This window comes from Litchfieldella qijiaojingensis (assembly GCF_014651875.1).
GTDB classification, from domain to species: domain Bacteria; phylum Pseudomonadota; class Gammaproteobacteria; order Pseudomonadales; family Halomonadaceae; genus Litchfieldella; species Litchfieldella qijiaojingensis.
Window position 1 is genome coordinate 1 of sequence record NZ_BMXS01000022.1, and the last position, 20,049, is coordinate 20,049.

18 protein-coding genes and 1 pseudogene are annotated in these 20,049 nt (G+C 62.1%); 11 read left to right on the forward strand and 8 right to left on the reverse strand.

From position 1 onward, the window contains the following. Both IE093_RS22800 and IE093_RS17380 read right to left on the reverse strand, forming a co-directional pair. A partial coding sequence (locus IE093_RS22800) for a filamentous hemagglutinin N-terminal domain-containing protein (protein WP_189471528.1) occupies positions 1-529 on the reverse strand: 529 nt, incomplete at its 3' end. Positions 530-644: 115 nt separating this feature from the next. Further along, positions 645-2,360, reverse strand: a complete 1,716-nt coding sequence (locus tag IE093_RS17380; RefSeq protein ID WP_229803692.1) for a ShlB/FhaC/HecB family hemolysin secretion/activation protein — start codon at positions 2,358-2,360, stop codon at positions 645-647. 403 nt (positions 2,361-2,763) lie between these two features. On the opposite strand from IE093_RS17380, the gene IE093_RS17385 reads away from it, so the two are divergent. Then, positions 2,764-4,413, forward strand: coding sequence for an MFS transporter (locus tag IE093_RS17385; protein WP_189471409.1), 1,650 nt, complete (start codon positions 2,764-2,766; stop codon positions 4,411-4,413). A gap of 218 nt (positions 4,414-4,631) precedes the next feature. Further along, entirely contained in the window at positions 4,632-5,777 is a 1,146-nt protein-coding gene (locus IE093_RS17390; protein ID WP_229803694.1) for a histone deacetylase family protein, read from the forward strand. A gap of 91 nt (positions 5,778-5,868) precedes the next feature. Here the strand turns inward: IE093_RS17390 and IE093_RS17395 are convergent, their stop codons facing one another. The 3 genes and pseudogenes from IE093_RS17395 to hmpA all read right to left on the reverse strand — a co-directional run bounded on the left by IE093_RS17395 (position 5,869) and on the right by hmpA (position 7,641). Further along, positions 5,869-6,318, reverse strand: a complete 450-nt coding sequence (locus IE093_RS17395; protein ID WP_189471411.1) for a SirB2 family protein — start codon at positions 6,316-6,318, stop codon at positions 5,869-5,871. A gap of 25 nt (positions 6,319-6,343) precedes the next feature. Continuing rightward, positions 6,344-6,457 (reverse strand): annotated as a pseudogene (locus tag IE093_RS17400) (NnrS family protein); the annotation flags it as partial. An 11-nt stretch (positions 6,458-6,468) separates the two neighbouring features. Further along, complete coding sequence (gene hmpA / locus IE093_RS17405; RefSeq protein ID WP_189471412.1) at positions 6,469-7,641, reverse strand: NO-inducible flavohemoprotein; 1,173 nt, start codon at positions 7,639-7,641, stop codon at positions 6,469-6,471. A gap of 169 nt (positions 7,642-7,810) precedes the next feature. Here hmpA and IE093_RS17410 point away from each other — a divergent pair, with 169 nt between their 5' ends. Beyond that, positions 7,811-8,347 carry an HPP family protein gene (locus IE093_RS17410; RefSeq protein ID WP_189471414.1) on the forward strand — a complete coding sequence of 179 codons (537 nt, stop codon included), beginning with the start codon at positions 7,811-7,813 and terminating at the stop codon, positions 8,345-8,347. A gap of 123 nt (positions 8,348-8,470) precedes the next feature. On the opposite strand, the gene IE093_RS17415 is transcribed toward IE093_RS17410, so the two are convergent. After that, positions 8,471-9,265 carry an amidohydrolase family protein gene (locus tag IE093_RS17415; protein ID WP_189471416.1) on the reverse strand — a complete coding sequence of 265 codons (795 nt, stop codon included), beginning with the start codon at positions 9,263-9,265 and terminating at the stop codon, positions 8,471-8,473. 183 nt (positions 9,266-9,448) lie between these two features. Between IE093_RS17415 and IE093_RS17420 the strand changes: the two genes are divergently transcribed. The 4 genes from IE093_RS17420 (at position 9,449) to IE093_RS17435 (ending at position 13,321) form a co-directional block, all read left to right on the forward strand. Beyond that, positions 9,449-10,210, forward strand: coding sequence for a GntR family transcriptional regulator (locus IE093_RS17420; RefSeq protein WP_189471418.1), 762 nt, complete (start codon positions 9,449-9,451; stop codon positions 10,208-10,210). A 68-nt stretch (positions 10,211-10,278) separates the two neighbouring features. Continuing rightward, positions 10,279-11,241, forward strand: coding sequence for a Bug family tripartite tricarboxylate transporter substrate binding protein (locus IE093_RS17425; RefSeq protein WP_189471420.1), 963 nt, complete (start codon positions 10,279-10,281; stop codon positions 11,239-11,241). 112 nt (positions 11,242-11,353) lie between these two features. Beyond that, positions 11,354-11,788 (forward strand): tripartite tricarboxylate transporter TctB family protein, encoded by a 435-nt coding sequence (locus tag IE093_RS17430; RefSeq protein WP_189471422.1) that lies wholly within the window; start codon positions 11,354-11,356, stop codon positions 11,786-11,788. A 15-nt stretch (positions 11,789-11,803) separates the two neighbouring features. Then, a complete protein-coding gene (locus IE093_RS17435) occupies positions 11,804-13,321 on the forward strand; it encodes a tripartite tricarboxylate transporter permease (RefSeq protein ID WP_189471425.1) in 1,518 nt (505 codons plus the stop codon). A gap of 110 nt (positions 13,322-13,431) precedes the next feature. On the opposite strand, the gene IE093_RS17440 is transcribed toward IE093_RS17435, so the two are convergent. Both IE093_RS17440 and IE093_RS17445 read right to left on the reverse strand, forming a co-directional pair. Then, positions 13,432-14,475 carry an LLM class flavin-dependent oxidoreductase gene (locus tag IE093_RS17440; protein WP_189471427.1) on the reverse strand — a complete coding sequence of 348 codons (1,044 nt, stop codon included), beginning with the start codon at positions 14,473-14,475 and terminating at the stop codon, positions 13,432-13,434. Between the two features lie 25 nt (positions 14,476-14,500). After that, a complete protein-coding gene (locus tag IE093_RS17445) occupies positions 14,501-16,018 on the reverse strand; it encodes a BCCT family transporter (protein ID WP_229803696.1) in 1,518 nt (505 codons plus the stop codon). Between the two features lie 435 nt (positions 16,019-16,453). Between IE093_RS17445 and IE093_RS17450 the strand changes: the two genes are divergently transcribed. From IE093_RS17450 to IE093_RS17465, 4 genes are all read left to right on the forward strand, one after another. Beyond that, entirely contained in the window at positions 16,454-17,056 is a 603-nt protein-coding gene (locus IE093_RS17450) for an amino acid synthesis family protein (protein WP_189471430.1), read from the forward strand. 160 nt (positions 17,057-17,216) lie between these two features. Further along, positions 17,217-18,044 (forward strand): alpha/beta fold hydrolase, encoded by an 828-nt coding sequence (locus IE093_RS17455; protein ID WP_189471432.1) that lies wholly within the window; start codon positions 17,217-17,219, stop codon positions 18,042-18,044. Further along, positions 18,044-19,522 (forward strand): aldehyde dehydrogenase, encoded by a 1,479-nt coding sequence (locus tag IE093_RS17460; RefSeq protein ID WP_189471434.1) that lies wholly within the window; start codon positions 18,044-18,046, stop codon positions 19,520-19,522. The genes IE093_RS17455 and IE093_RS17460 overlap by 1 nt, the downstream gene beginning before the upstream one ends. A gap of 14 nt (positions 19,523-19,536) precedes the next feature. Continuing rightward, a complete protein-coding gene (locus IE093_RS17465) occupies positions 19,537-20,043 on the forward strand; it encodes a flavin reductase family protein (protein WP_189471436.1) in 507 nt (168 codons plus the stop codon). The last annotated feature ends 6 nt before the right edge of the window (positions 20,044-20,049 follow it).

The following is a 20,049-nucleotide window of genomic DNA, read 5'->3' on the forward strand; positions in this document are numbered from 1 at the left end:
CGGTGCCGGGGCGCGCGCTGGTCGCGAGGCTGTCGGCGTCGACGTCGTTGGCGCCGGTGATGACGTTGAGGCGCTTGGCGTGGATCGCGGCGTTGACCTCGGCGGCACGGGTGATGATGTCGAACTGATCGACCTGGGTGGCGTCGAGCCCCAGGCCTTCGATCGTGACCTGGCCCTGGTCGACGGCGAAGCGCTCGAGATCGCCGTTTTCGATGACCGGCTGGCCGGTGGAGAGCGTCACCCGCGGGCTGTTGAGGAAGCCGCAGCCGTCGCAGGTGATGCCGTAGGGGTTGGCCACCACCACGTTGGCGGCGCTGCCGGCCACTTCGGTGTAGCCGGCCAGGCGGCTGGGCCGGCCGCCATTGACCTCGTTGACGATCAGCCGGGCGGCGTGGTCGCGCAGGTTGGGGTTGCCGACGATCAGCCCGCCGAGCTGGGTGGCCTGCAGCTTGCGCGTGGCGTTGNCAGCACGATGACCGGATGCCAGAACAGGGCGTTGATGAGGAGGATGGCAACGTAGCGGCCCAATGGGCTACGGATGTTCATGGTGGCTGCGTCCCTGCATCACTGTTTTTCGGTTGTTCGTTGTTCGTTGCGCTCAGTCTTCCATGGTCATTCACGACCCCACCCAGGTTGCCTGTCGCCTACAGGAACGCCGTGACGCTGAAGACCACCGGCGTTTCCCGCCGTGGCAGCACGTCGGGGCGTTCGAGCGAGTGGGCGACACTGACATTGGCGGCGAGGTGCTTACCGCGCAGGCCGAGGCCCAGGGCATAGCCACTCAGGCGACCGTGGAGTTCGGGGTTGTGGCGACCGTGATGGATCACGCCCACGTCGTAGGCCAGCGAGGCCTCGACGCTATCGAAGAGGGGACGGGCGGCATCGAGCGGGTGTTGCCAGGTGACCTGGTTGCGCCAGTACCCGCCGCTGTCGCCGCTCAGGGACTGCTCCTTGAAGCCACGCACCGAACTCTGGCCGCCGAGACTCAGGCGCTGGGGGCTGTAAAGGACGTCATCGCTCCACTGGCCATGAATCAGGCTCGAGAAACTCAGCGACTGCTGGAACAGGGAAAAGGGCTGGAGATAGTTCAGGGTCAGGGTGGTCTTTTCGAACTGCGCCCTCGGCGTGCCGGGGATATCGGCGCTATCGCCCTGGGCACCCAGGATGGTCAGGCCCTTGTGCCAGCCGAGGTCGGCATTGAGCAGCGCCTTGCCGATACGGCGCCCGTGATTGAGGCCGAGGCTCAGCTCGCTCAGGCGCTGGCTGCTCACCTCAATGCGCGCGCCATCGATGTAGTTGCGTGTCGACAGACGACTGAGGCCGACACTCGCGGCCGTCTTGCTGACGCTATCGCGCCACAACAGCCGCTCGGCTTGCAGTCGATGCCGCTCGCTCTTGCCTTCCAGGGTGAAGATGAAACCGTTGGCTTCGGCAACGGTGTGATAATCGCTATGGGTATAGCTGTAGGAGAATGTCCAATCGCCAAAGGGCAGGCTGTAACCGAAATAACGGCTACTCGAGCCGATATCGGACTGGCCCGTGACGTCGTGTCCCCACTGGGCGACGAACTGGTCGGCGAGTCCCAGCGGGCTATCCCACTCGACGCTCGCGCTCCACTGCTGTTCGCCGGTCCCGGCACTGCCGTCGTTGTTGCGTCCCAGCGAGACCCTGACCGGCCTTCCTTCCTCGCTGGTGACCTGGACCCGGCTGCCGCCCACCGTCTCGCCCGGCACCAGTTCCATGGTGGACTGACGCGACGGTAGGCGATTCAACTGGTCGATCAGTTGTTCGAGATCGCGAAGGTTGAGGGGATCGCCCGCTTCGGCCGGCGAGGCCATGGCCAATTCGCGAGGTCTCGGGGCGTTCCCGGTACTTTCCAGCGCCTCGATATGCCCCTCGACGACCACCACCTGCAAGTGCCGTTGGGACAGATCCTGCTGCGGCAGATAGGCACGCGAGGTGACGAAACCGCGCTCGGTGTAGGCCTGGGTGATATTGCGCAGCAGTTCGTTGAGCTCGTCCACCGTCAGGCAGCGCCCGGCGAAGGGGTCACTCAACTCGTGTTGGCGACTGTCACTGAACAGGGCGACGCCTTCCAGCTCGATGGTATCGATCGCAAAACACTGGGCTTGGGAGGGGGCGGGCGGCGCGGGGGAAGCTTCGCGCTCCCCCGGCAGGCGTTGCACTTGCTGCAGCTTGCGCTGCTGTTCGTCCAGCAGGCGCTGTTGGTCGCCGCGAATGAAGTTCTGGTCGGCGGATCCCGCGTTCACGTCGGGAGGCAAGTCGGCCGCGACGGCCATGGCGCTCCACAGGCACAGCGCCAGCGTCCCAAGACAGCTCCCTATTCGACGTTTTTCCACGATGCATTCCCTGCTACGCACTTGCTTCTTGAGGGCAGTAACGGCAGCAGGGAGAGAAACTTTAAAGAAAGCTTATCCAGATTGCGCAACTGGGAGTCCATTCCGGCTCAGCAAGCCGACATATCCCCACCGACACTGCCGGGACTTTTTATGGATACCTCCAAAAAAGTCCTGGCATCGACATATCGCTTTCCCGTCTTGATCTGCCAAACAGACTTGTTTCAAATCAATTTGTTATTGCCATACCTCTTGTATCTCGAAAGTGGTATTCCCACCGTTTTGGGCGATTTTCGCCACGTTTATTCGCTCTGCCTCACGACATATCTTTCTTCTCATCAGAGATATCCATCGCCGGTGAAATTTACGGCTGGCGATGAGGATTCGCGAAAACGAGGGGACGGATATGTCCAATACCAATGTCGACTTACAGGCCTTGGCCAAGCCTAGACTCAACGGCGACCTGCATGAGTGGGACGTCGAGGACGAAAGCTTCTGGGAACGCCAGGGCAAGCGCATCGCCAACCGCAACTTGTGGATCTCGATTCCCTGCCTGCTGGTGGCATTCGGCTACTGGCAGATGTGGGGCATGCTGACGGTGCAGATGAACAACCTCGGCTTCCCCTTTTCCGAGGCGGAACTCTTCACCCTGGTTGGCATCGCCGGCCTTGCCGGCGCCACCCTGCGCATTCCGGCATCGTTCATGATCCGCATCGCCGGTGGGCGCAATACCATCTTCCTGACCACCGCGCTGATGATCATTCCCTGTCTGGGTGCCTATTTCGCCCTGCAGAGTCAAGACACACCACTCTGGGTCTTCCAGCTCCTGGCGCTGGTCTCCGGTGTCGGTGGCGGCAACTTCGCCTGCTCGATGAGCAACATCAGCACCTTCTTCCCCAAGAAGCAGCAAGGCTACGCACTGGGTATGAACGCCGGCCTGGGTAACCTCGGCGTCACCGGTATGCAGATCCTGATTCCGCTGTCGATGACCGCCGCCGTGTTCGGCGTATTCTCTGGCGAGCCCATGGAGCTGGTACGCGCCAGCGGCACCCTGATCGGTCGCATTCCTGAGGGCACCCCAACCTGGCTGCACAACCCGGCCCTGCTCGGCGTGGTAGTGCTGGTGCCACTGTGCATCGCGGCCTGGTTCGGCATGAACAACCTGCGCACCATCACGCCTAACCCCGGCTCGCCGCTGGCGGCCTTCGGCAAGATCCTCGGACTCTACAATCTGGGCCTGGTCACCTCGGCCATTGGCATCTACCTGATGCTGCCCCCGCCGGTGGGCTTGGGTCTGCTCAACATGTGGTTGGCCCTGCCGCTGACCATCGTGCTGACCCTGGGCCTGATGCGGCTGATTCCGGGCGAGATCAAGCCCAATATCCAGAAGCAGTTCACCATTTTCAGCGACAAGCACACCTGGTCGATGACGGTGCTCTACATCGCCACCTTCGGTTCGTTCATCGGCTTCTCGGCGGCCCTGCCGCTCTCCATCGAGGTGATCTTCGGCTCGATGATGGAGCGGGCCGCCGACGGCAGCCTGGAGCGGGTGGCCAACCCCAATGCCCCCAGTGCCATGACCTGGGCATGGATGGGACCGTTCGTGGGCGCGGCAATCCGGCCGGTCGGCGGCTGGATCTCCGACAAGATCGGCGGCTCGATCGTCACCCAGATCATCTCGGCGATCATGGTCGCGGCCTCCATCGCCACCGGATACGTGATGATGCTGGCCTACAACTCCAGCGATCCGAATGCCTATTTCTGGACATTCCTTGGCCTGTTCATCGTGCTGTTCGCCGCCAGCGGCATCGGTAACGGCTCCACCTTCCGCAGCATCGGCGTGATCTTCGACCAGCAGCGTAAAGGGCCGGTGCTGGGCTGGACCTCCGCCGTCGCCGCCTATGGCGCCTTCATCGCCCCGCGGGTGATGGGCGAACAGATCCAGGCCGGCACCCCGGAACTCGCCATGTACGGCTTCGCGGCGTTCTACGCGATCTGCCTGATCGTCAACTGGTGGTTCTACCTGCGCAAGAGCGCCTACGTGAAGAATCCGTGATGACGGCAAGGAGCGACTGAACATGGCATCCTCTCGTTTCAAGCAGTACTCGGTGCTGACCCGCTACCGCTATCACCAACCCGCCGTCAGCGTTGCGCGTGGCATGAACGCCCCGAGAGCCGCCATGATCGCGTCCTGATATCCTGCTCCGCAGCCGTGGTCTCGCTGCTAAACTGCTAAAGGTATCGCGCCTGCTGGGCCAAGCATGGAGAGGATGCATGATGCGTGATGGACAGTCGCTCGAGGATGGGATCCTGACCAAGCGGAACAGCGTGCTGCTCTTCCATGATGACAGGATGCTGGCCCATCAGCCGGATGCCCAGGCCCCCTTCCTGTCGCGGCGCATGGACAAACGGCTCCGGGAAATCCTCTCGGGACTGGAGGTGGCGTGGAAGTATCCCGAGCATCCCGGCCGCCTCACCGCCATCATGGAGTTACTCGAGCGCGACCCGGTGCCGGGCGTGCGCGTCGAAACCGGGACGGCGGCCACCCGAGAACAACTCAGCCGCGTGCATACCACCGCCTATCTGGAGGCGATCTACCGCTTGCGGGGCGAGAGCGCCTGGCTGGACGTGGACACGACGGCCGTTTCGCCGGGCAGTGTCGAAGCGGCGGAGGTCGCCGCCGGCACGGCCATCGCCGCCGTCGAAGCCGTCGTCTCGGGCCGTGCGGAGAGCGCCTTCGCCGCGATACGCCCCCCCGGCCACCACGCCGAGCCGGTCAGGGCGCGCGGCTTCTGCCTGTTCAACAACGTCGCCGTGGCTGCGGCACATGCCAGGGCCGCGCTGGGATGCTCGCGAGTGCTGATCGTCGATTGGGATGCCCATCACGGCAATGGTACCCAGGAGATCTTCTGGGCCGATCCCGACGTGCTGTTCTTCGACATCCACCGAGCCGCGCCATTCTTTCCCGGGTCGGGCCGCCTGGAAGACATCGGCGCCGGGCTGGGAGAAGGCACCACCGTCAATGTGCCGGTGCCCGCCGGAGCGGGTGATACCGCCTACCTCAAGGCCTTCCGGGACATCCTGGTGCCGGCGGCCGAGTGGTTCCAGCCCGACCTGATCCTGGTCTCCACTGGCTTCGATCCCCACTGGAATGACCTGGCACTGAACGTGTCTTATGAAGGATTCGGGGCCCTGACCGGTATTCTCCAGGGGTTGGCCAGACGGCATTGCCACGGCCGGCTGGCCTTCGTGCTCGAAGGCGGCTACAACCTGACGTCCCTGTCGCAGGGCGTGAGAAGCGTGCTCGAGGTGCTGGCCGGCGCCGAGCCTCCCGAACCCGGGATCGTCGGCGTGGCGGAGGTGAACGAGGCAGCGGCCTTTCATCTCGATGCCTTCGTTCCCCCTGACGAGAGCCCTTGAGGTCGACATGCCACCGCGTCGGCTTCACACCGCGTCGGCTTCACGCAACGCAAGGACCTCCCGGGCATCCCCTCCGTGTCCCGCAAGCGATTCAGCCCCCTGTGATGTCCTCGATCCAGGTCAACGCCGCCACGGCGGTCGGGAAACCGGCGGTGGGGATCGACAGCATCGCCACCTGCTTGAGCTCGGCCACACTGACGATATACACAAACACCAGCACGGCGGCGATGGCCGCCACTCCCCGCTGCATGGGAGTACGGCCGCGCTTGATGGCTACGGTCCCCACCACGATGTAGACCACCAGCCCGATCAGCTTGGCGGCCAGCCAAGGGTGCTGATGCGGCCAGAAGCGCAGCATCACCATCAGCCACACACCGAGCACCAGCAGCGCGGTATCGATGATATGCGGCACTACCCGCACCCACACCCGTTGCAATTGCGGCGATTCGCGCACCGACCACCAGGCACGCAACATGAACAGCGCCAGGCTCAGACCGGCGGCGGTCATATGCAGATGCTTGATCAGGAAATAGTAGGCCATGCCTTGCTCCTCAGCGTAACTCTCGCATCAGCAGCGCGATGCCCGGCAAAGTCTCGATTGGCCGACCGGTATGCCCCAGCGAAACTCGGGCCATCATCGCCAGCATCATAGTGCCAATGCCACCCACGGTAATTCCATAACTCACACGGTTCAGAGCGGACGCGATGGACCGAAGTGCTCGTAGTGGCGGCGCTCGTCGGACACGCCCAGCGCGGCCAGGGCTCGATCGACAGCGTTCATGAAGCCTTGCGGCCCCACGAAGTAGCAGCGTGGCTGGCCCTCGGGCAGATAGCGCGCAAGCAGGTCGCGGTCGATGCGACCGATGTGGTCGACTTCGCCGCCCTCACTGGCCGATTCGTAGAGGGTCACGATCTGCAGACGTTCGGGGTGCTCGGCTGCCAGCGCCGCCACCTCGTCGCCGAAGGCGTGGTGCTCGACATTCTGCGCCGCGTGCAGATAGACCACTCGCCGACCCTGTGCCAACGCCCGGCTGGCCAGTGGCAGCATGGGCGTCTGGCCGACACCGCCGCTGAGCAGCATCAGCGGCTCGTCGCCGTCGGCCAGGGTCAGGTCGCCCGCCGGTGGCAGCAGCTCGATGGTGTCACCCTCCGCCAGGCTGTCGTGAAAGTGGCGACTGGCACGGCCGTCCGCTTCGCGCTTGATCGATATACGGTAGCTGCGGCCATTGGGCAGGGCCGAGAGGCTGTAATGACGATAGACCGGCTCGCCGTCGATGATCAGTCGTACGCCGATGTACTGGCCGGGTTCGAAATCGGCCACGGGCCCACCATCCACGGGTTCCAGTATGAAGGAGCGGATCACGGCGCTTTCCTGGCGAGCCTTGGCGATGCGGAATGTCCGTGGCCCTTTCCAACCGCCTTCGCGATTGGCGGATTCATGGTAGCGATGCGCCTCGAGCTCGATCAGCAGCCCCGCCAATTCCTCGTAGAGCGCTCCCCAGGCCGCTGCTATCTCGGCGGTGACCGCCTCGCCCAGCACCTCACCGATGGCCGCCATCAGACACTCGCCGACGATGGGATACTGATCGGGCTGGATGTTCAGCGACACATGCTTACTGATCGCCGTGGCCAGCACTTGCTTGGCGCGCTGCGGGTCGCGGCGCAATTGCACATAGGCCAGTACCGCTCCGGCCAGGGCGCGAGGCTGGCTGCCACTGGCCTGGTGAGCATCATTGAACAGCGGCTTGACTTCGGGATAGCGCTGGAACATCAGCGGATAGAAGCGCTGGGTGATGGCATCGAGATGTTCGGCCACTACGGGAGCGGTAGCATCGATCAGTCGTTCCTGGTCATTCGTCAGCATGAGAGATCCTTGGGCTATAAGATGTATTAATAATGAATCTTATCACTACCCATCGAAATGCCTACCCATCTCAGCGCGGCGGAATGTCGCATCGACTCTCCGCTATCACATGTTGATTAGCAGGCTATTTTTGGCAACATAGGCCGCTTTTGACTCGATCAAGCGGATAATGGTCAGAACGTATCTCAACAAGATGAAGGGGGCGCCCGCCGAGCGGGCACGCCCATGCTGGCGTGATGCCCTGTGGTCGTGGTTCGGCGCCTTTCTGGGCATGACAGGAGTCGGCTGGCTGAGCGAGCTCACCTTGCCGTCGCAGGCCCTGCTGATGATCGGCTCCTTCGGCGCGACTTCGGTACTGCTGTATGCTGCGCCAGAAAGCCCACTGGCCCAGCCTCGCAACGTATTGGGCGGCAACGTGCTTTCGGCGCTGGTAGGCGTGTTCAGTTGGCAATGGCTAGGCGATACCTGGCTGGCGGCGGCCGTTGCCGTGTCGACGGCCATCCTGGTCATGCAACTCACCCATACCCTGCATCCGCCCGGCGGAGCGACCGCACTGATCGCCGTGATCGGCTCGAGCGAGTTGCACTCCCTGAGTTGGAGTTACGCCCTGATGCCGGTTGCCACCGCCTGCATTCTGATGCTGTCGGTTGCCATACTCGTCAACAACCTGGCCCGACACCGCCGTTATCCCCAGCACTGGTGGTGACACTCCAGCGTCATGGGTTGGCTCACGGTCCATGGCCTTCACCGGCTCGTGGTCATCTATTCCTTTCATGCTAGTCTTCAGCCGCTGCGACCTCCTGCCAATCGTCCCTGACCATGATCGAGATCAAGGGAGCCGAAACAGCTGGCGGGGGGCTGAGTCAATGACTGTCAACAACTCCGTCTCATCGGTTATCCAATGCCTGAGCCAGTCATAGGTCTGCCGGTAGCTGTGCTTGTTTTCGTGGCGGGTCCATGGCCAGTCGCTACCCCACACCAGCCGCTCGCTGCCCAGATGGTTCAGCAGTGCCTGCACATGGGGCCTCAGGTCGGCAACCGGCGAGCGATAGGGCGCCGATAGCTTGACCCAGGTCCGTCCCTCGCGCCCGGCATCGAGAATCTGGCGAAAGCCTTCATGGGCGAGTGGCACGGGATCAGCCGGCAGGCCCAAGTGATCGATCACCACTGTCACGCCGTGTCGGTGCAATGCCGGAAACAGCTCGGGAAGTCGCTCACCCTCCAGATGGACTTCCAGGTGCCAGCCCATGACCTTGAGGCGATCGAGAAAGTCGATCCAATACGGATCATCCAGGTCAGGCAACGCGCAGCGGTGCTCGATGAGATTCCAGCGAACGCCGACGATGCCGGCAGCAGCGTGGTTCCGCATCTCTTCCAGGGTGGTCGTGTTCGGCAACTGTGCCACGCCCCTGTACCCCGGTCCGAGCTTGGCCAGCGTAGCCAGCAGTTGGCGGTTGTCATAGCCCAGGAAGCTGGGTTGCACCAGCACCCCACCGCGCAGCCCGCAGTGTTGCAGATGCCGCTGCCACTCCTCGAGCGGTGCAGATCTCGATGGCCGATAGTTCGACTCTTGCGTTTCCTCTACCTGGCTGTAGACGTGAGCGTGGCAGTCGAAGCCTTGCATTGCTTTTCGTCCCTTTCCGACAGTGGTCATTGCAGTGACCCACCCTGGTCAGCTTGCAGTGATGGCTCTGATCAAGTTAGACATAAGTCTAGTTCTATAGAGAACTAGTTGACTGCAAGTATACACTCGTCTTTAGTTACCACAGCAAGTCCTTTAGGACCAAGGTTGGAGAACGGACCACACATGCAAGCGCCTTCAGCAAGATTCGGCACCGACGAGAGACTGCCGCTGTATGCGCGACTGCGCGATCAGTTGGCATCGCGTATCGCCAATGGTGAATGGTCTCCCGGCGACATGATTCCCTCCGAGAATCGTCTCTCCGAGGAGTACGGCGTCGCGGTCGCCACCATGCGCATTGCGCTCAAGCAACTCGTCGAGGAAGGTCTGCTGGAGCGTCGTCGCGGTACGGGCACCTTCGTCAAGCAGCCCGCCTTCCGCGCCGACCTGTTCCGCTTCTTCCATGTGCATGACGTGGAGGACATGGACGGCCCCGTCATCCCCGAGAGCCGCATCCTGTCATGCCAGGCCATCGAGGCACCGGCCGATGTCCGCGAGGCGTTCGGCGAAGCAGCGGGCGCCCGCTGCCTGCATCTGGAAAGGGTGCGCCTGTGGTCGGGCGAGCCAATGCTGTTCGAGGAGATCTTCCTGAGGCTGCCGGACTTCGACGGCCTGGAAAAACTGGACACCAAGGCCATGGGTCCCTTGCTGTACCCGGTCTTCCTGCAGGAATTCGGCATCCTGATCACCTCAGCCACCGATGAACTGTCGTTCGGCACGGCAACGTCAGCCAGTGCCAGGCACCTGGGGCTGCCTCCCGACTCTCCGGTGGCGGTCATCCATCGCATGGCAAGAAACCCCGTCGGTCGGGTCATCGAGTTCCGTCGCGTGCACGGGCGCCCGGAGCGCTTCAGGTATCGCGTCACGCTCGGCGAACCGTCCGCCTAGGGCCCTGAGCCCCAACCACAGCGCAGCATCAGAACTGCAGTCAATCAACGGCACACGTAGGTACAACAATGAAGCAATACATGCTAATCGGCGCACTCGCCGCAGCGACAGCCGCCTCCACGCCAGCCATGGCCGACGATTATCCCAACCGCCCGATCGAGATCATCGTGCCGGCTCCGGCCGGTGGCGGCACCGATGCCGTCGCGCGCATGCTCAACCAGTATCTGGAAGAGGAACTGGGCCAATCGGCTGCAGTCCTGAACGTAGCGGGCGGTGGCGGAGCCATCGGCGTCAACCAGTTGGCGCGCACCAAGCCGGACGGCTATACCCTGCTGTCGACCTGGAACAGTCCGATCACCACCGTGCCGCACATGCAGCGGGTGCAGTACTCCTACGACACGCTGACTCCGATCATCAGCACCTCGCAAAGCGCCTACACCATGTGCGTGTCTCCAGACTTCCCTGCCGATAATGGCGAGGAGTTCATCGCTGAGTTGCAGGCCAACCCTGGCCACTACACCTATGGCAACGATGGCGTCGGCGGCACCATGCGCTTGGCGGCTGAACGGATCTTTGCGGCCTTTGAGATCGACGCGCGGCCGATCCCCTTCGGTGGCGCGGGGGAAACCCTGCAGAACTTCCTGGGTGGACACGTCGACATCTATGGTGGCTCCATCACGCCGGTGCTGCCCTATGTCGAGGAAGGCCAGGCCAAGTGCCTGCTGGTGACCTCGGCGGCACCCAACGAAGCCTTGCCGCAAGCCTCGGGGCTGGAAGAACTCGGCCATCCCGAGCTGGAAACGGTGCTGTGGCGCATGATGCTGGCCCCGGAAGGACTGGATGAAGAGCGAGCGACGTTCATCGCCGATGCCGTGGAGCGTGCAGTGCAATACCCCGAATTCCAGGAATTCCTGGCCGGCCAGGGAGAAACGCTGAACCTGGTGCGGGGCGAGGCCTTGCGTGAACGCCTCCGGCAAGAGAGCGAGGCGATAGGTGAGGTGCTGGACAACTTGGGCCTCAAGAAACACTAGGATTTTCAGACGCCCCACCGTGGGACCGGTGCTTGTAGCATCGGTCCTGCCCCACTTCGCATGAACCAGAAAGCGGCCCACGATTTCCGCCTCTGCAGGAAGCCCCTTGCTTATGAAATATCGCGACACACTCTCGGGCCTCGTATTTTTTGCTATCGGCGTGACGACGGCCTGGATAGGCTCCGGGTTCTATGCCGACACCGCCTACATCCCCGTCGGGGTCGGGGTGCTGATGTCGGTCTTCGCGGTGCCGCTGATGGTGCGCGGCGTGGTCGGCAATACGATGTCCACCTCCATGCCGCTAATCCACCACCCTCTCCGATTCTTCGTCACGCTGGCGTGCTGTGTGCTGTTCTATTTCCTGCTGCCTATCATTGGCTTCTACACCACCAGCACACTGTTCGTGATCGTGATGGCGCTGCTGTTGGGAGAACGCAGGCCGGCAGTCGTCATCTGTGTCGCCGTGGTCTTTATCGCCCTGCTGTACGGCTTGTTCGCCGTAGTACTCAAGCGTCCGCTACCCGTCGAGTTCTTCCTGGCATCGTGAATGAAGGATCCCGCCATGTTCGAATCACTGTTTCACGCGCTCCCCGTTGCGCTCCAGCCCGACTCTCTGCTGAGTTTGGTTGTCGGCACCCTGGCCGGGATCCTGATCGGCGCTTTGCCGGGCCTGAATCCGGTCATGGCGATCGCCCTGATGCTGCCACTGACATATGGCTTCGACCCGATCATCGCGCTTGGTCTGGTGGCAGGCATCTATAACGGTTCGATGTATGGTGGCGCGATCCCCGCCATCCTGCTGAAAATCCCCGGTACACCGGCCGCCATCGCCACCACCTTCGATGGCTATCCCATGACGCGCAACGGCCAAGGCGGGCTGGCGCTCAAGACGGCCTGCTGGTCCTCTGCAGTGGGTGGTGTCGTCAGTGCCCTGGCGCTGATGACCCTGGCGCCGCTGCTGGCCAAGGTCACCCTGGCCTTCGGTCCCGCGGAATATTTCTGGGTCGCCGTGTTCGGCCTGACGAGCATCGCCGTGCTGGTCGGCAAGGACCTCAGCAAGGGCATACTGAGCGCCCTGCTCGGCGTGATCGTTGGGCTCGTCGGCATCGACACGCTCAGTGGCGAGGAGCGCTACACGTTCGGCAGCCTGTACCTGGTCGGCGGCTTCGATCTGATCATCGTATTGATCGGGCTGTATGCGATTCCGCCGATCCTGGAGATGGCGGAAAAGCGCAACGAATCCTACTTCAATGCCGATAGCTTCCGCGTGAGCGCCGTCGCTGGCGGCCTGGGCCTGCTACGCAACTATTGGCGCACCTGGTCGAGATCGTCGCTGATCGGCGTATGCGTCGGCATTCTGCCTGGTGCGGGCGGCAACCTGGCGGCCTTGTTGAGCTATAACGAAGCCAAGCGCCGTGCGCCCGACCCCGACAGCTTCGGTAAGGGCAACCCCGTCGGCATCGCCGCCGCGGAGTCCGGCAACAGTGCGGACAACGCCTCGGCGATGATCCCCTCGCTGACCCTGGGCATCCCCGGCAACCTGGTTGCCGCGCTGGTGCTCGGTGCACTGATGATCCACGGTCTCCAGCCCGGACCGCAGTTGTTCACCAAATCGCCCGACGTGGTGTTCGGTTTCATGTGGCAGATGCTGCTGACCGCGATGTTGCTGTTCGTACTTGGCGGCATGGTGGCGACGCGCCTGTTCGCCCAGGTACTGCGTCTGCCGACGGCATTGCTGGTGCCCACCACCCTGGTGCTGATGGCGATCGGGGTATATACCGTGAACGGCAACGTCGTCGACCTCTATGTGATGCTGGCCTTCGGCCTGGTGGGTTACCTGCTCGACCGCCTGGAATTCCCGCTGGCGCCGGTGGTGCTGGGGGTGCTGCTGGGCCCGATGGCCGAACAGAACTTCCGGCTGGCGATGCTGATCTCCCAGAACGATGCATCGGTCCTCTTCACCCGCCCGATATCGCAGGGCATTATCGCGCTACTGCTGATCGTGCTGCTGTCGCAACTGTGGAAATATCATCGCCGCAACGCCAGGTCGTCCGCGGCTCCGCCTTCGGGTTCAGCATGACCGTTTCGGTGACATGACCTCCCGCCGATCACCCCCGGATCTTTTCGTTGCCCTGCCATTTTCGTTTACCGGCAGGCATCGAATGGATCCAGGGGCTCTCCTCATCGTCATCAACGAAAGTGCGGCATGACCTCGCGTATGAACAGCTCGAGCGAGCGCTTCTTGTCCTCGAAAGGCAGGGTGTTGTCAGTCCAGAAGCTGTATTCGGTGATGCCCATGGCCTCGTAGCCTTTGAGTCGCTCGACCAGCTCAGAAGGCGTGCCGATCATCATGTTGCGATGCAGGCTATCAAGCGAGAACTCGGGGTTATCGGCCACCGACTCTTCCGTTACGGGTTCGAAGAAGCCGTTGACCGCCTGCTGGTCATTCTTGAACCAGGCCAGGAAATAACGATAGAAGCGGTTGATCGCCATGGCCCCCTTTCGCCAGCCTTCCGGATCGCCCTCCTCGTGCACATAGGTATGACGCAGCAGCATCAACTCGGGGCGAGTCACCTGGGGATGATTGGTACAAGCGGTATCGAACTTGTGCGCGAGATCGGCCACTTCCTCATCGCCTTTCATCAGCGCCGTGACCATCACATTACAGCCGTTCTTCACCGCGAAATCATGGGAGTTGGGATCGCGAGCCGCGATCCATATCGGCGGTAACGGTGACTGCACCGGCTTGGGTACGCTGGTGGTGGTAGGGAAGCGATAGACATCGCCTTGGTGAGCGTAATCTCCCTGCCACAGCCCTCGAATCGCCGGCACCATCTCGCGCAGCGACTGGCCACCATCCGCCGCCGACATACCATTGGTGAGGCGGTCGAACTCGTATTGGTAGGCGCCACGCGCGATACCGAATTCGAGGCGACCATCACTGATCAGGTCGAGCATGGCAGCTTCGCCCGCCAGGCGAATCGGGTCCCAGAAAGGGGCAACGAAGGTACCGGCGCCCAGGCGGATACGCTCGGTTTTGGCCGCCAGGTACGCCAGTTGCGCGATCGGACTCGGCGACGAGGTGAATTGCATGCCGTGATGCTCACCGATCCAGGCGGTACGGAATCCCCCGGCTTCGGCAATCCTCACCAATTCGCAGAGCTCCTCGAACAGTTGTCGATGGCTTTCGTGCTCGTGGTAGCGTTCCATGTGAAGGAATAGCGAAAACTGCATCTCTCGACTCTCCTAATGAAGTGCGTTACGACGTTTCAGCCAGTCTTGCCGCTATCGTGGCGTCTCGACCTTCCTCACTCAGTGCCTTGATCATGCAGTAGGACATGATCAGCAGCGCCAGTGAAAAGGGTAATGCCGCCGCGATGGCAGCCGTTTGCAGGGCTTCCAATCCACCGGCCAACAGCAAGACGGCTGAGGTGGCACCAAGACCCAAGCCCCAAATCACACGGTAGAGCTGAGGGGGATGGGGATTGCCTTTGGCCAGGATGGTGGAAATGACGAGGGTGCCCGAGTCGGCAGACGTTACGAACCAAGTGATAATCATCAGTGTCGCCATCGCGATCATGAACGTGGTGGCCCAGGGCACATCCAGGGCGGCGATGGTCTGAAACAGCACCTTGGTCACGTTGTCGTTCGCCACTGTGGCCAAATCGACGCCACCGAACAGCTGCAGGTGCAAGGCGGTACCGCCGAAGATCACGATCCACACCATCGCCCCCAGCGTCGCGGCCAGCATTCCGCCAAACAGCACTTCTCGAATGGTGCGGCCGCGAGAGATGCGTGCGATGAACATCCCCACGTAGGGGCCCCAGGACAGCCACCAGCCCCAGTAGAAGAGCGTCCACCAGCCCTGCCATTGGCTCTCGGGATCAGGGCTGGTCCAGAAGCCCATGCTGACGAGGTTGGTCAGATAATCGCCAACGCTGGTGGTAAAGATGGTCAACAGGAAGATGGTGGGGCCGGCCAATATGAAGAACGCGAACAGGATCATACTGAGATAGATGTTCCATTCGCTAAGCAATCGGATGCCCTTCCTCAACCCGGACACCGCCGAGAGAGTCGCCACCACGGTGACACCCAGTATCAGCAGGACCTGATTGGCACTGGTGATTTCCATGCCGAACAGGCTATTGAGGCCGGCATTCATCTGCGACACCCCAAGCCCCAGGGTGGTAGCGGTGCCGAACAAGGTGGCAAAGATTGCCAGCAGGTCGATGCCATGGCCGATCGGTCCGTAAATGCGTTCACCAAGCAGGGGGTAGAACGCCGAACGAATGGTCAGTGGCAACCCCCGGCGATAGGCGAAGTAGGCCAGGATGGTACCGACCAGGATATAGATCGCCCAGCCATGCAAGCCCCAGTGGAAGATGGTGATACGCAAGGCCGTCTGCGCCGCTTCCATGGTATGGGGTTCCACGCCGGCCATGGCGATGAAGGGGTTGCCCTGCAAGTGGCTCAACGGCTCGGCGATACTCCAGAACAGTAGGCCGGTACCCACCGCCGCGCTGAAAAGCATGGCGAACCAAGTGAAGTTGGAAAACTCGGGGCGCTCACTGTCGCGACCCAGGCGCAACTTGCCATAGGGGCTGACGATAATGCCGATCACGACGATCAGCACCACGTTTACCGTGAGAATGTAATACCAACCGAGTTCCTGCTCGATGAATTGCTTCACACCCTGGTAAATGCTGTTGGCCAATACCGGTTGAAGTACGGAGAAGAGGACGAAAGCGACCACCATCGCTATCGATGTGATCGCCATGGTCCTATCCACGCCGGCAAACACACTGTGCCTTGAAGTCGCCTCTCGAGAGTCTTGCATGGGGAGCTCTCCCTGGATGTCTCTTGTCGTTGTCGCGATGGCACCGGAGGCGCCGCACGAACCCAAAGGCTTGTCGAGTTGTTTGTGCCGTACTCACCTGCCGAAGGAAGCGGGGGTTCGCATCGCAGTTTGGTATACCGTATTACGACATGCAAAGATTTTTCCTTACCCTATTGTCGAATACGCTGACATCAGCCAAATAAATTAATTAAAAACAATAATATAAAACAATTATGATCAACACAGAGGTTCAAACTGACGTTCCATGGGCAAGAGCTCCTTGCTGGCTTTTAGATTACGTATTACGGTATACCAAGACCGCCAACACCTATAGCCACATAGCCCCCGGCGTAGATCGGACCAATGGAGACGACGATGAGCTTTGAAATTCGCAAGATCGCGACCTACCGCGAAACGACCTACATCGAGGGCGGCAAGCAAGGAGAGCGCCCCGTGACCATGCTCGGCGTGGCGGCAGTGATCGCGAACCCCTGGCATGGCCGCGGCTTCGTCGAGGACCTGGCGCCAGAAATCCGCAACGGCTGCTCCGATCTGGGCCAGCGAATCGTCGAGCTGGTGCTGAAAGAGATCGACGGCGACACCATCGAGGCGTATGGCAAGGCAGCGGTGGTCGGCGCCGACGGCGAAATCGAGCATGCTTCGGCGATCATTCATACCCTGCGCTTCGGCAACCATTATCGCGATGCCGTGGGCGCCAAGAGTTATCTGAGTTTTACCAACAAGCGCGGCGCGCCGGGCACCTCGATTCAGATCCCGATGATGCACAAGCACGACGAGGGATTTCGTTCGCACTACATCACACTGGAGATGCGTATCGAGGATGCCCCTCGTCATGACGAGATCGTCGTGGCCTTGGGTGCCGCCGACGGGGGCCGCCTGCATCCACGCATCGGCAATCGCTATCAGGACCTGCAGGAACTGGCCGCCGAGGCCGCTCGCGACGGCAACGACGACTAAGGCTTGTCTGAAAAGTCGCCGAGCGATGGCCAGACAAGGCAAAAATCAGCGAGAAGACGGAGTTTACGTGGGTGTAAATGAGTACTTTGAGCTGATTTTTAACGCCGTATGGGCGAGCGCAGGCAGTTTTCAGACAGAGCCTAAGACCCGAGGAGGCAGCATGAAACTCACCAATGCGCGCAAGGCCCCCGACGGGACGCGCTACTGGCGACAGGGACAGGGCACGCCGGTGGTTCTCATCCACGGCGTGGGCCTCGACGCCACCATGTGGCAATTGCAAGTCAGCGCCCTGGCACAACGCCATGAGGTGATTGCCTACGACATGCTGGGACATGGCGACAGCGCCCTGCCCCGGGAAAACGCCGGGCTGGATGACTATGCGGACCAATTGACGGCACTGCTCGACCACCTGGGATTCGAGCGGGTTGCCGTGGTGGGCTTCTCGATGGGCGGGTTGGTGGCACGAGCCTTCGCCCTGCGTTACCCACAGCGCCTGGCGGCGATGGTGGTGCTATCCAGCGTCTTCGAGCGCGATGCGAGTCAGCGTGCCGGGGTGCAACAGCGTTTGGCCCAGACTCGCGAGCAGGGCCCCGCGGCCAACGTCGACGAAGCCTTGAAGCGCTGGTTCAGCCCGGCGTTCCACCATGCTCACCCGGGGCGGATTGCCAAGATCCATGAAACCGTCAGCAACAATCATCCGCAAGGGTATTACCGAAGCTACGCCCTATTCGGTACCCAGGACGATTTCGGCGCCGAGCGGTTGCAGACGATCCGCGTGCCGGTGCTGGTCGCCACCGGTGAGCTGGACCCAGGCTCCACTCCGCGCATGGCCCGAGCGCTTGCCGAGCGCCTGCCCAATGCCGAAGTGCATATCTTGCCCGGCCAGCGGCATATGGTGCCCATGGAAGCTCATGAAGCCGTCAATGCCATGCTGCTGCGTTTTCTCGCCAAGGTCTTTGCCCGCGACTCGTTCAAGGAGGCACTCTGATGGGTCTGGATACACTACGCATGTATATCGACGGAGAGTGGGTCACCGCCCGTTCGGGCGCCACCTTCGATAGTTACGACCCTTCCACTGGCGAGGTCTGGTGCCGCCTGCCGGATGCCGACGCTGAGGATGTCGATGCTGCCGTACAAGCCGCCCAGCGCGCCTTCGAAGCTCCCGCCTGGGCCGGGCTCACTGCCACTGCACGCGGCAAGCTGCTGCACCGGCTCGGCGAGCAGATCGTCGAGCACGGTGAGGAACTCGCCCAGTTGGAAAGTCGCGACAACGGCAAATTGATTCGCGAGACACGCGGCCAGGTCGGCTACCTTCCCGAGTTCTTCCATTACAACGCCGGGCTGGCGGACAAGGTCGTCGGCGAAACCCTGCCGCTGGACAAAGCGGACATGTTCGGCGCTACCGTGCGTGTCCCGCTCGGCGTGGTGGCAGCGATCATTCCGTGGAACAGCCCGCTGTACCTGACCGCCATCAAGCTCGCTCCGGCGCTGGCCGCCGGCAACACCGTGGTCATCAAGCCCTCGGAGCATGCCTCTGCCAGCCTGATCAGGCTGATGCGCCTGGTCGAGCAAGCCGGCTTCCCGCCAGGGGTGGTCAACCTGGTCACCGGCTTCGGTCCAACCACCGGCGCGGCACTCACCGGCCATCCGTTGGTGCGCAAGATCGCCTTCACCGGCGGCGCCGGGGCCGCTCGCCACGTAGTACGCAACAGCGCCGAGAACTTCGCCAAGCTGTCACTGGAACTGGGCGGCAAGTCTCCCAACATCCTGTTCGAGGATGCCGACCTGGACAGCGCCATCAATGGCGTGGTGGCCGGCGTGTTCGCTGCGTCCGGGCAGAGCTGTGTAGCCGGCTCACGCCTCCTGGTCCAGCGCGGCATCTACGACGACGTCGTCGAGCGGCTCTGCAAGCGTGCGCGGACCATCCGCATCGGCGATCCCGCCGATGCCGAAACCGAAATGGGCCCCATGGCAACCCAAGCTCAGTTGGAGATCGTCGAGCGTATGGTCACGCAGGCACAAGCCGACGGCTCACGGCTGCTGCATGGTGGCGAGCGGCCGGCCATCGAGCGGGGCTGGTACTACACCCCGACGATCCTGGCCTGCGAATCGCATGACATTCCGATCATGCAGGAGGAAGTCTTCGGCCCGGTGGTGGCGGTGATCCCCTTCGATGACGAGGCCGAGGCACTGCGCCTGGCCAACGATACCGAATATGGCCTTGCCGCCGGTATCTGGACGCGGGATCTCGGACGCGCCCATCGCCTCGGCCGTGACATTCGTGCCGGCATCCTGTGGGTCAACACCTACCGTGCGGTCTCGGCCATGGCACCGATCGGCGGCTTCGGCGCCAGCGGCTACGGCCGCGAGTGCGGCATCGACGCGGTGCGCGATTACACCGAGCTCAAGACCCTGTGGATCAACTTGTCCACACAACCTATGCCCGACCCTTTCATCATGCGTTGAGTGCGGAGCGAACCATGATCGATACCCAACGTTACAAGCAAGTTCTCGGCGCGTTCCCGACCGGTGTCACCGTCATCACGGCCCTTGATGAAGACGACCGTCTCGTCGGCTTCACCGCCAGCGCCTTCTCGGCGGTGTCGATGGACCCGCCGCTGGTGCTGGTGTGTCCCAGCCTGAGCTCGGACTCCTATCCGGTCATCAAGCGCAGCGGCCGCTTCGCGGTACATATCCTCGGCCACGACCAGCAGTCCATCGCCTATCGCTTCGCCGGCAAAGGTCGCGACAAGGTCGAAGGAGTCGCCTGGCAACGCTCCATGCACGGCAACGCCATTCTCGACGGCGCCACGGCCTACCTGGAATGCCAATTATGGGAAGACTACCCGGGGGGCGATCACGCCATCATAGTGGGAGAAGTACAGAGACTATGGGTGGGTGACGACAAGATCGACCCACTGCTTTATTGCCGAGGAAAGATGGACAAACTACCCGAGGCCTTCCGTTCGACGGTGGCCACGGTCTGACCCAAG

What these genes read in the sequence shown, in the direction of transcription:
- IE093_RS17450 (WP_189471430.1), top strand. Translation starts at nt 16,454, where the DNA reads ATGAGCTTTGAAATTCGCAAGATCGCGACCTACCGCGAAACGACCTAC.
- IE093_RS17435 (WP_189471425.1), top strand. Translation starts at nt 11,804, where the DNA reads ATGTTCGAATCACTGTTTCACGCGCTCCCCGTTGCGCTCCAGCCCGAC.
- IE093_RS17430 (WP_189471422.1), top strand. Translation starts at nt 11,354, where the DNA reads ATGAAATATCGCGACACACTCTCGGGCCTCGTATTTTTTGCTATCGGC.
- IE093_RS17385 (WP_189471409.1), top strand. Translation starts at nt 2,764, where the DNA reads ATGTCCAATACCAATGTCGACTTACAGGCCTTGGCCAAGCCTAGACTC.
- IE093_RS17415 (WP_189471416.1), bottom strand. Translation starts at nt 9,265, where the DNA reads ATGCAAGGCTTCGACTGCCACGCTCACGTCTACAGCCAGGTAGAGGAA.
- IE093_RS17395 (WP_189471411.1), bottom strand. Translation starts at nt 6,318, where the DNA reads ATGGCCTACTATTTCCTGATCAAGCATCTGCATATGACCGCCGCCGGT.
- hmpA (WP_189471412.1), bottom strand. Translation starts at nt 7,641, where the DNA reads ATGCTGACGAATGACCAGGAACGACTGATCGATGCTACCGCTCCCGTA.
- IE093_RS17420 (WP_189471418.1), top strand. Translation starts at nt 9,449, where the DNA reads ATGCAAGCGCCTTCAGCAAGATTCGGCACCGACGAGAGACTGCCGCTG.
- IE093_RS17425 (WP_189471420.1), top strand. Translation starts at nt 10,279, where the DNA reads ATGAAGCAATACATGCTAATCGGCGCACTCGCCGCAGCGACAGCCGCC.
- IE093_RS17455 (WP_189471432.1), top strand. Translation starts at nt 17,217, where the DNA reads ATGAAACTCACCAATGCGCGCAAGGCCCCCGACGGGACGCGCTACTGG.
- IE093_RS17410 (WP_189471414.1), top strand. Translation starts at nt 7,811, where the DNA reads ATGGTCAGAACGTATCTCAACAAGATGAAGGGGGCGCCCGCCGAGCGG.
- IE093_RS17460 (WP_189471434.1), top strand. Translation starts at nt 18,044, where the DNA reads ATGGGTCTGGATACACTACGCATGTATATCGACGGAGAGTGGGTCACC.
- IE093_RS17465 (WP_189471436.1), top strand. Translation starts at nt 19,537, where the DNA reads ATGATCGATACCCAACGTTACAAGCAAGTTCTCGGCGCGTTCCCGACC.
- IE093_RS17445 (WP_229803696.1), bottom strand. Translation starts at nt 16,018, where the DNA reads ATGGCGATCACATCGATAGCGATGGTGGTCGCTTTCGTCCTCTTCTCC.
- IE093_RS17390 (WP_229803694.1), top strand. Translation starts at nt 4,632, where the DNA reads ATGATGCGTGATGGACAGTCGCTCGAGGATGGGATCCTGACCAAGCGG.
- IE093_RS17440 (WP_189471427.1), bottom strand. Translation starts at nt 14,475, where the DNA reads ATGCAGTTTTCGCTATTCCTTCACATGGAACGCTACCACGAGCACGAA.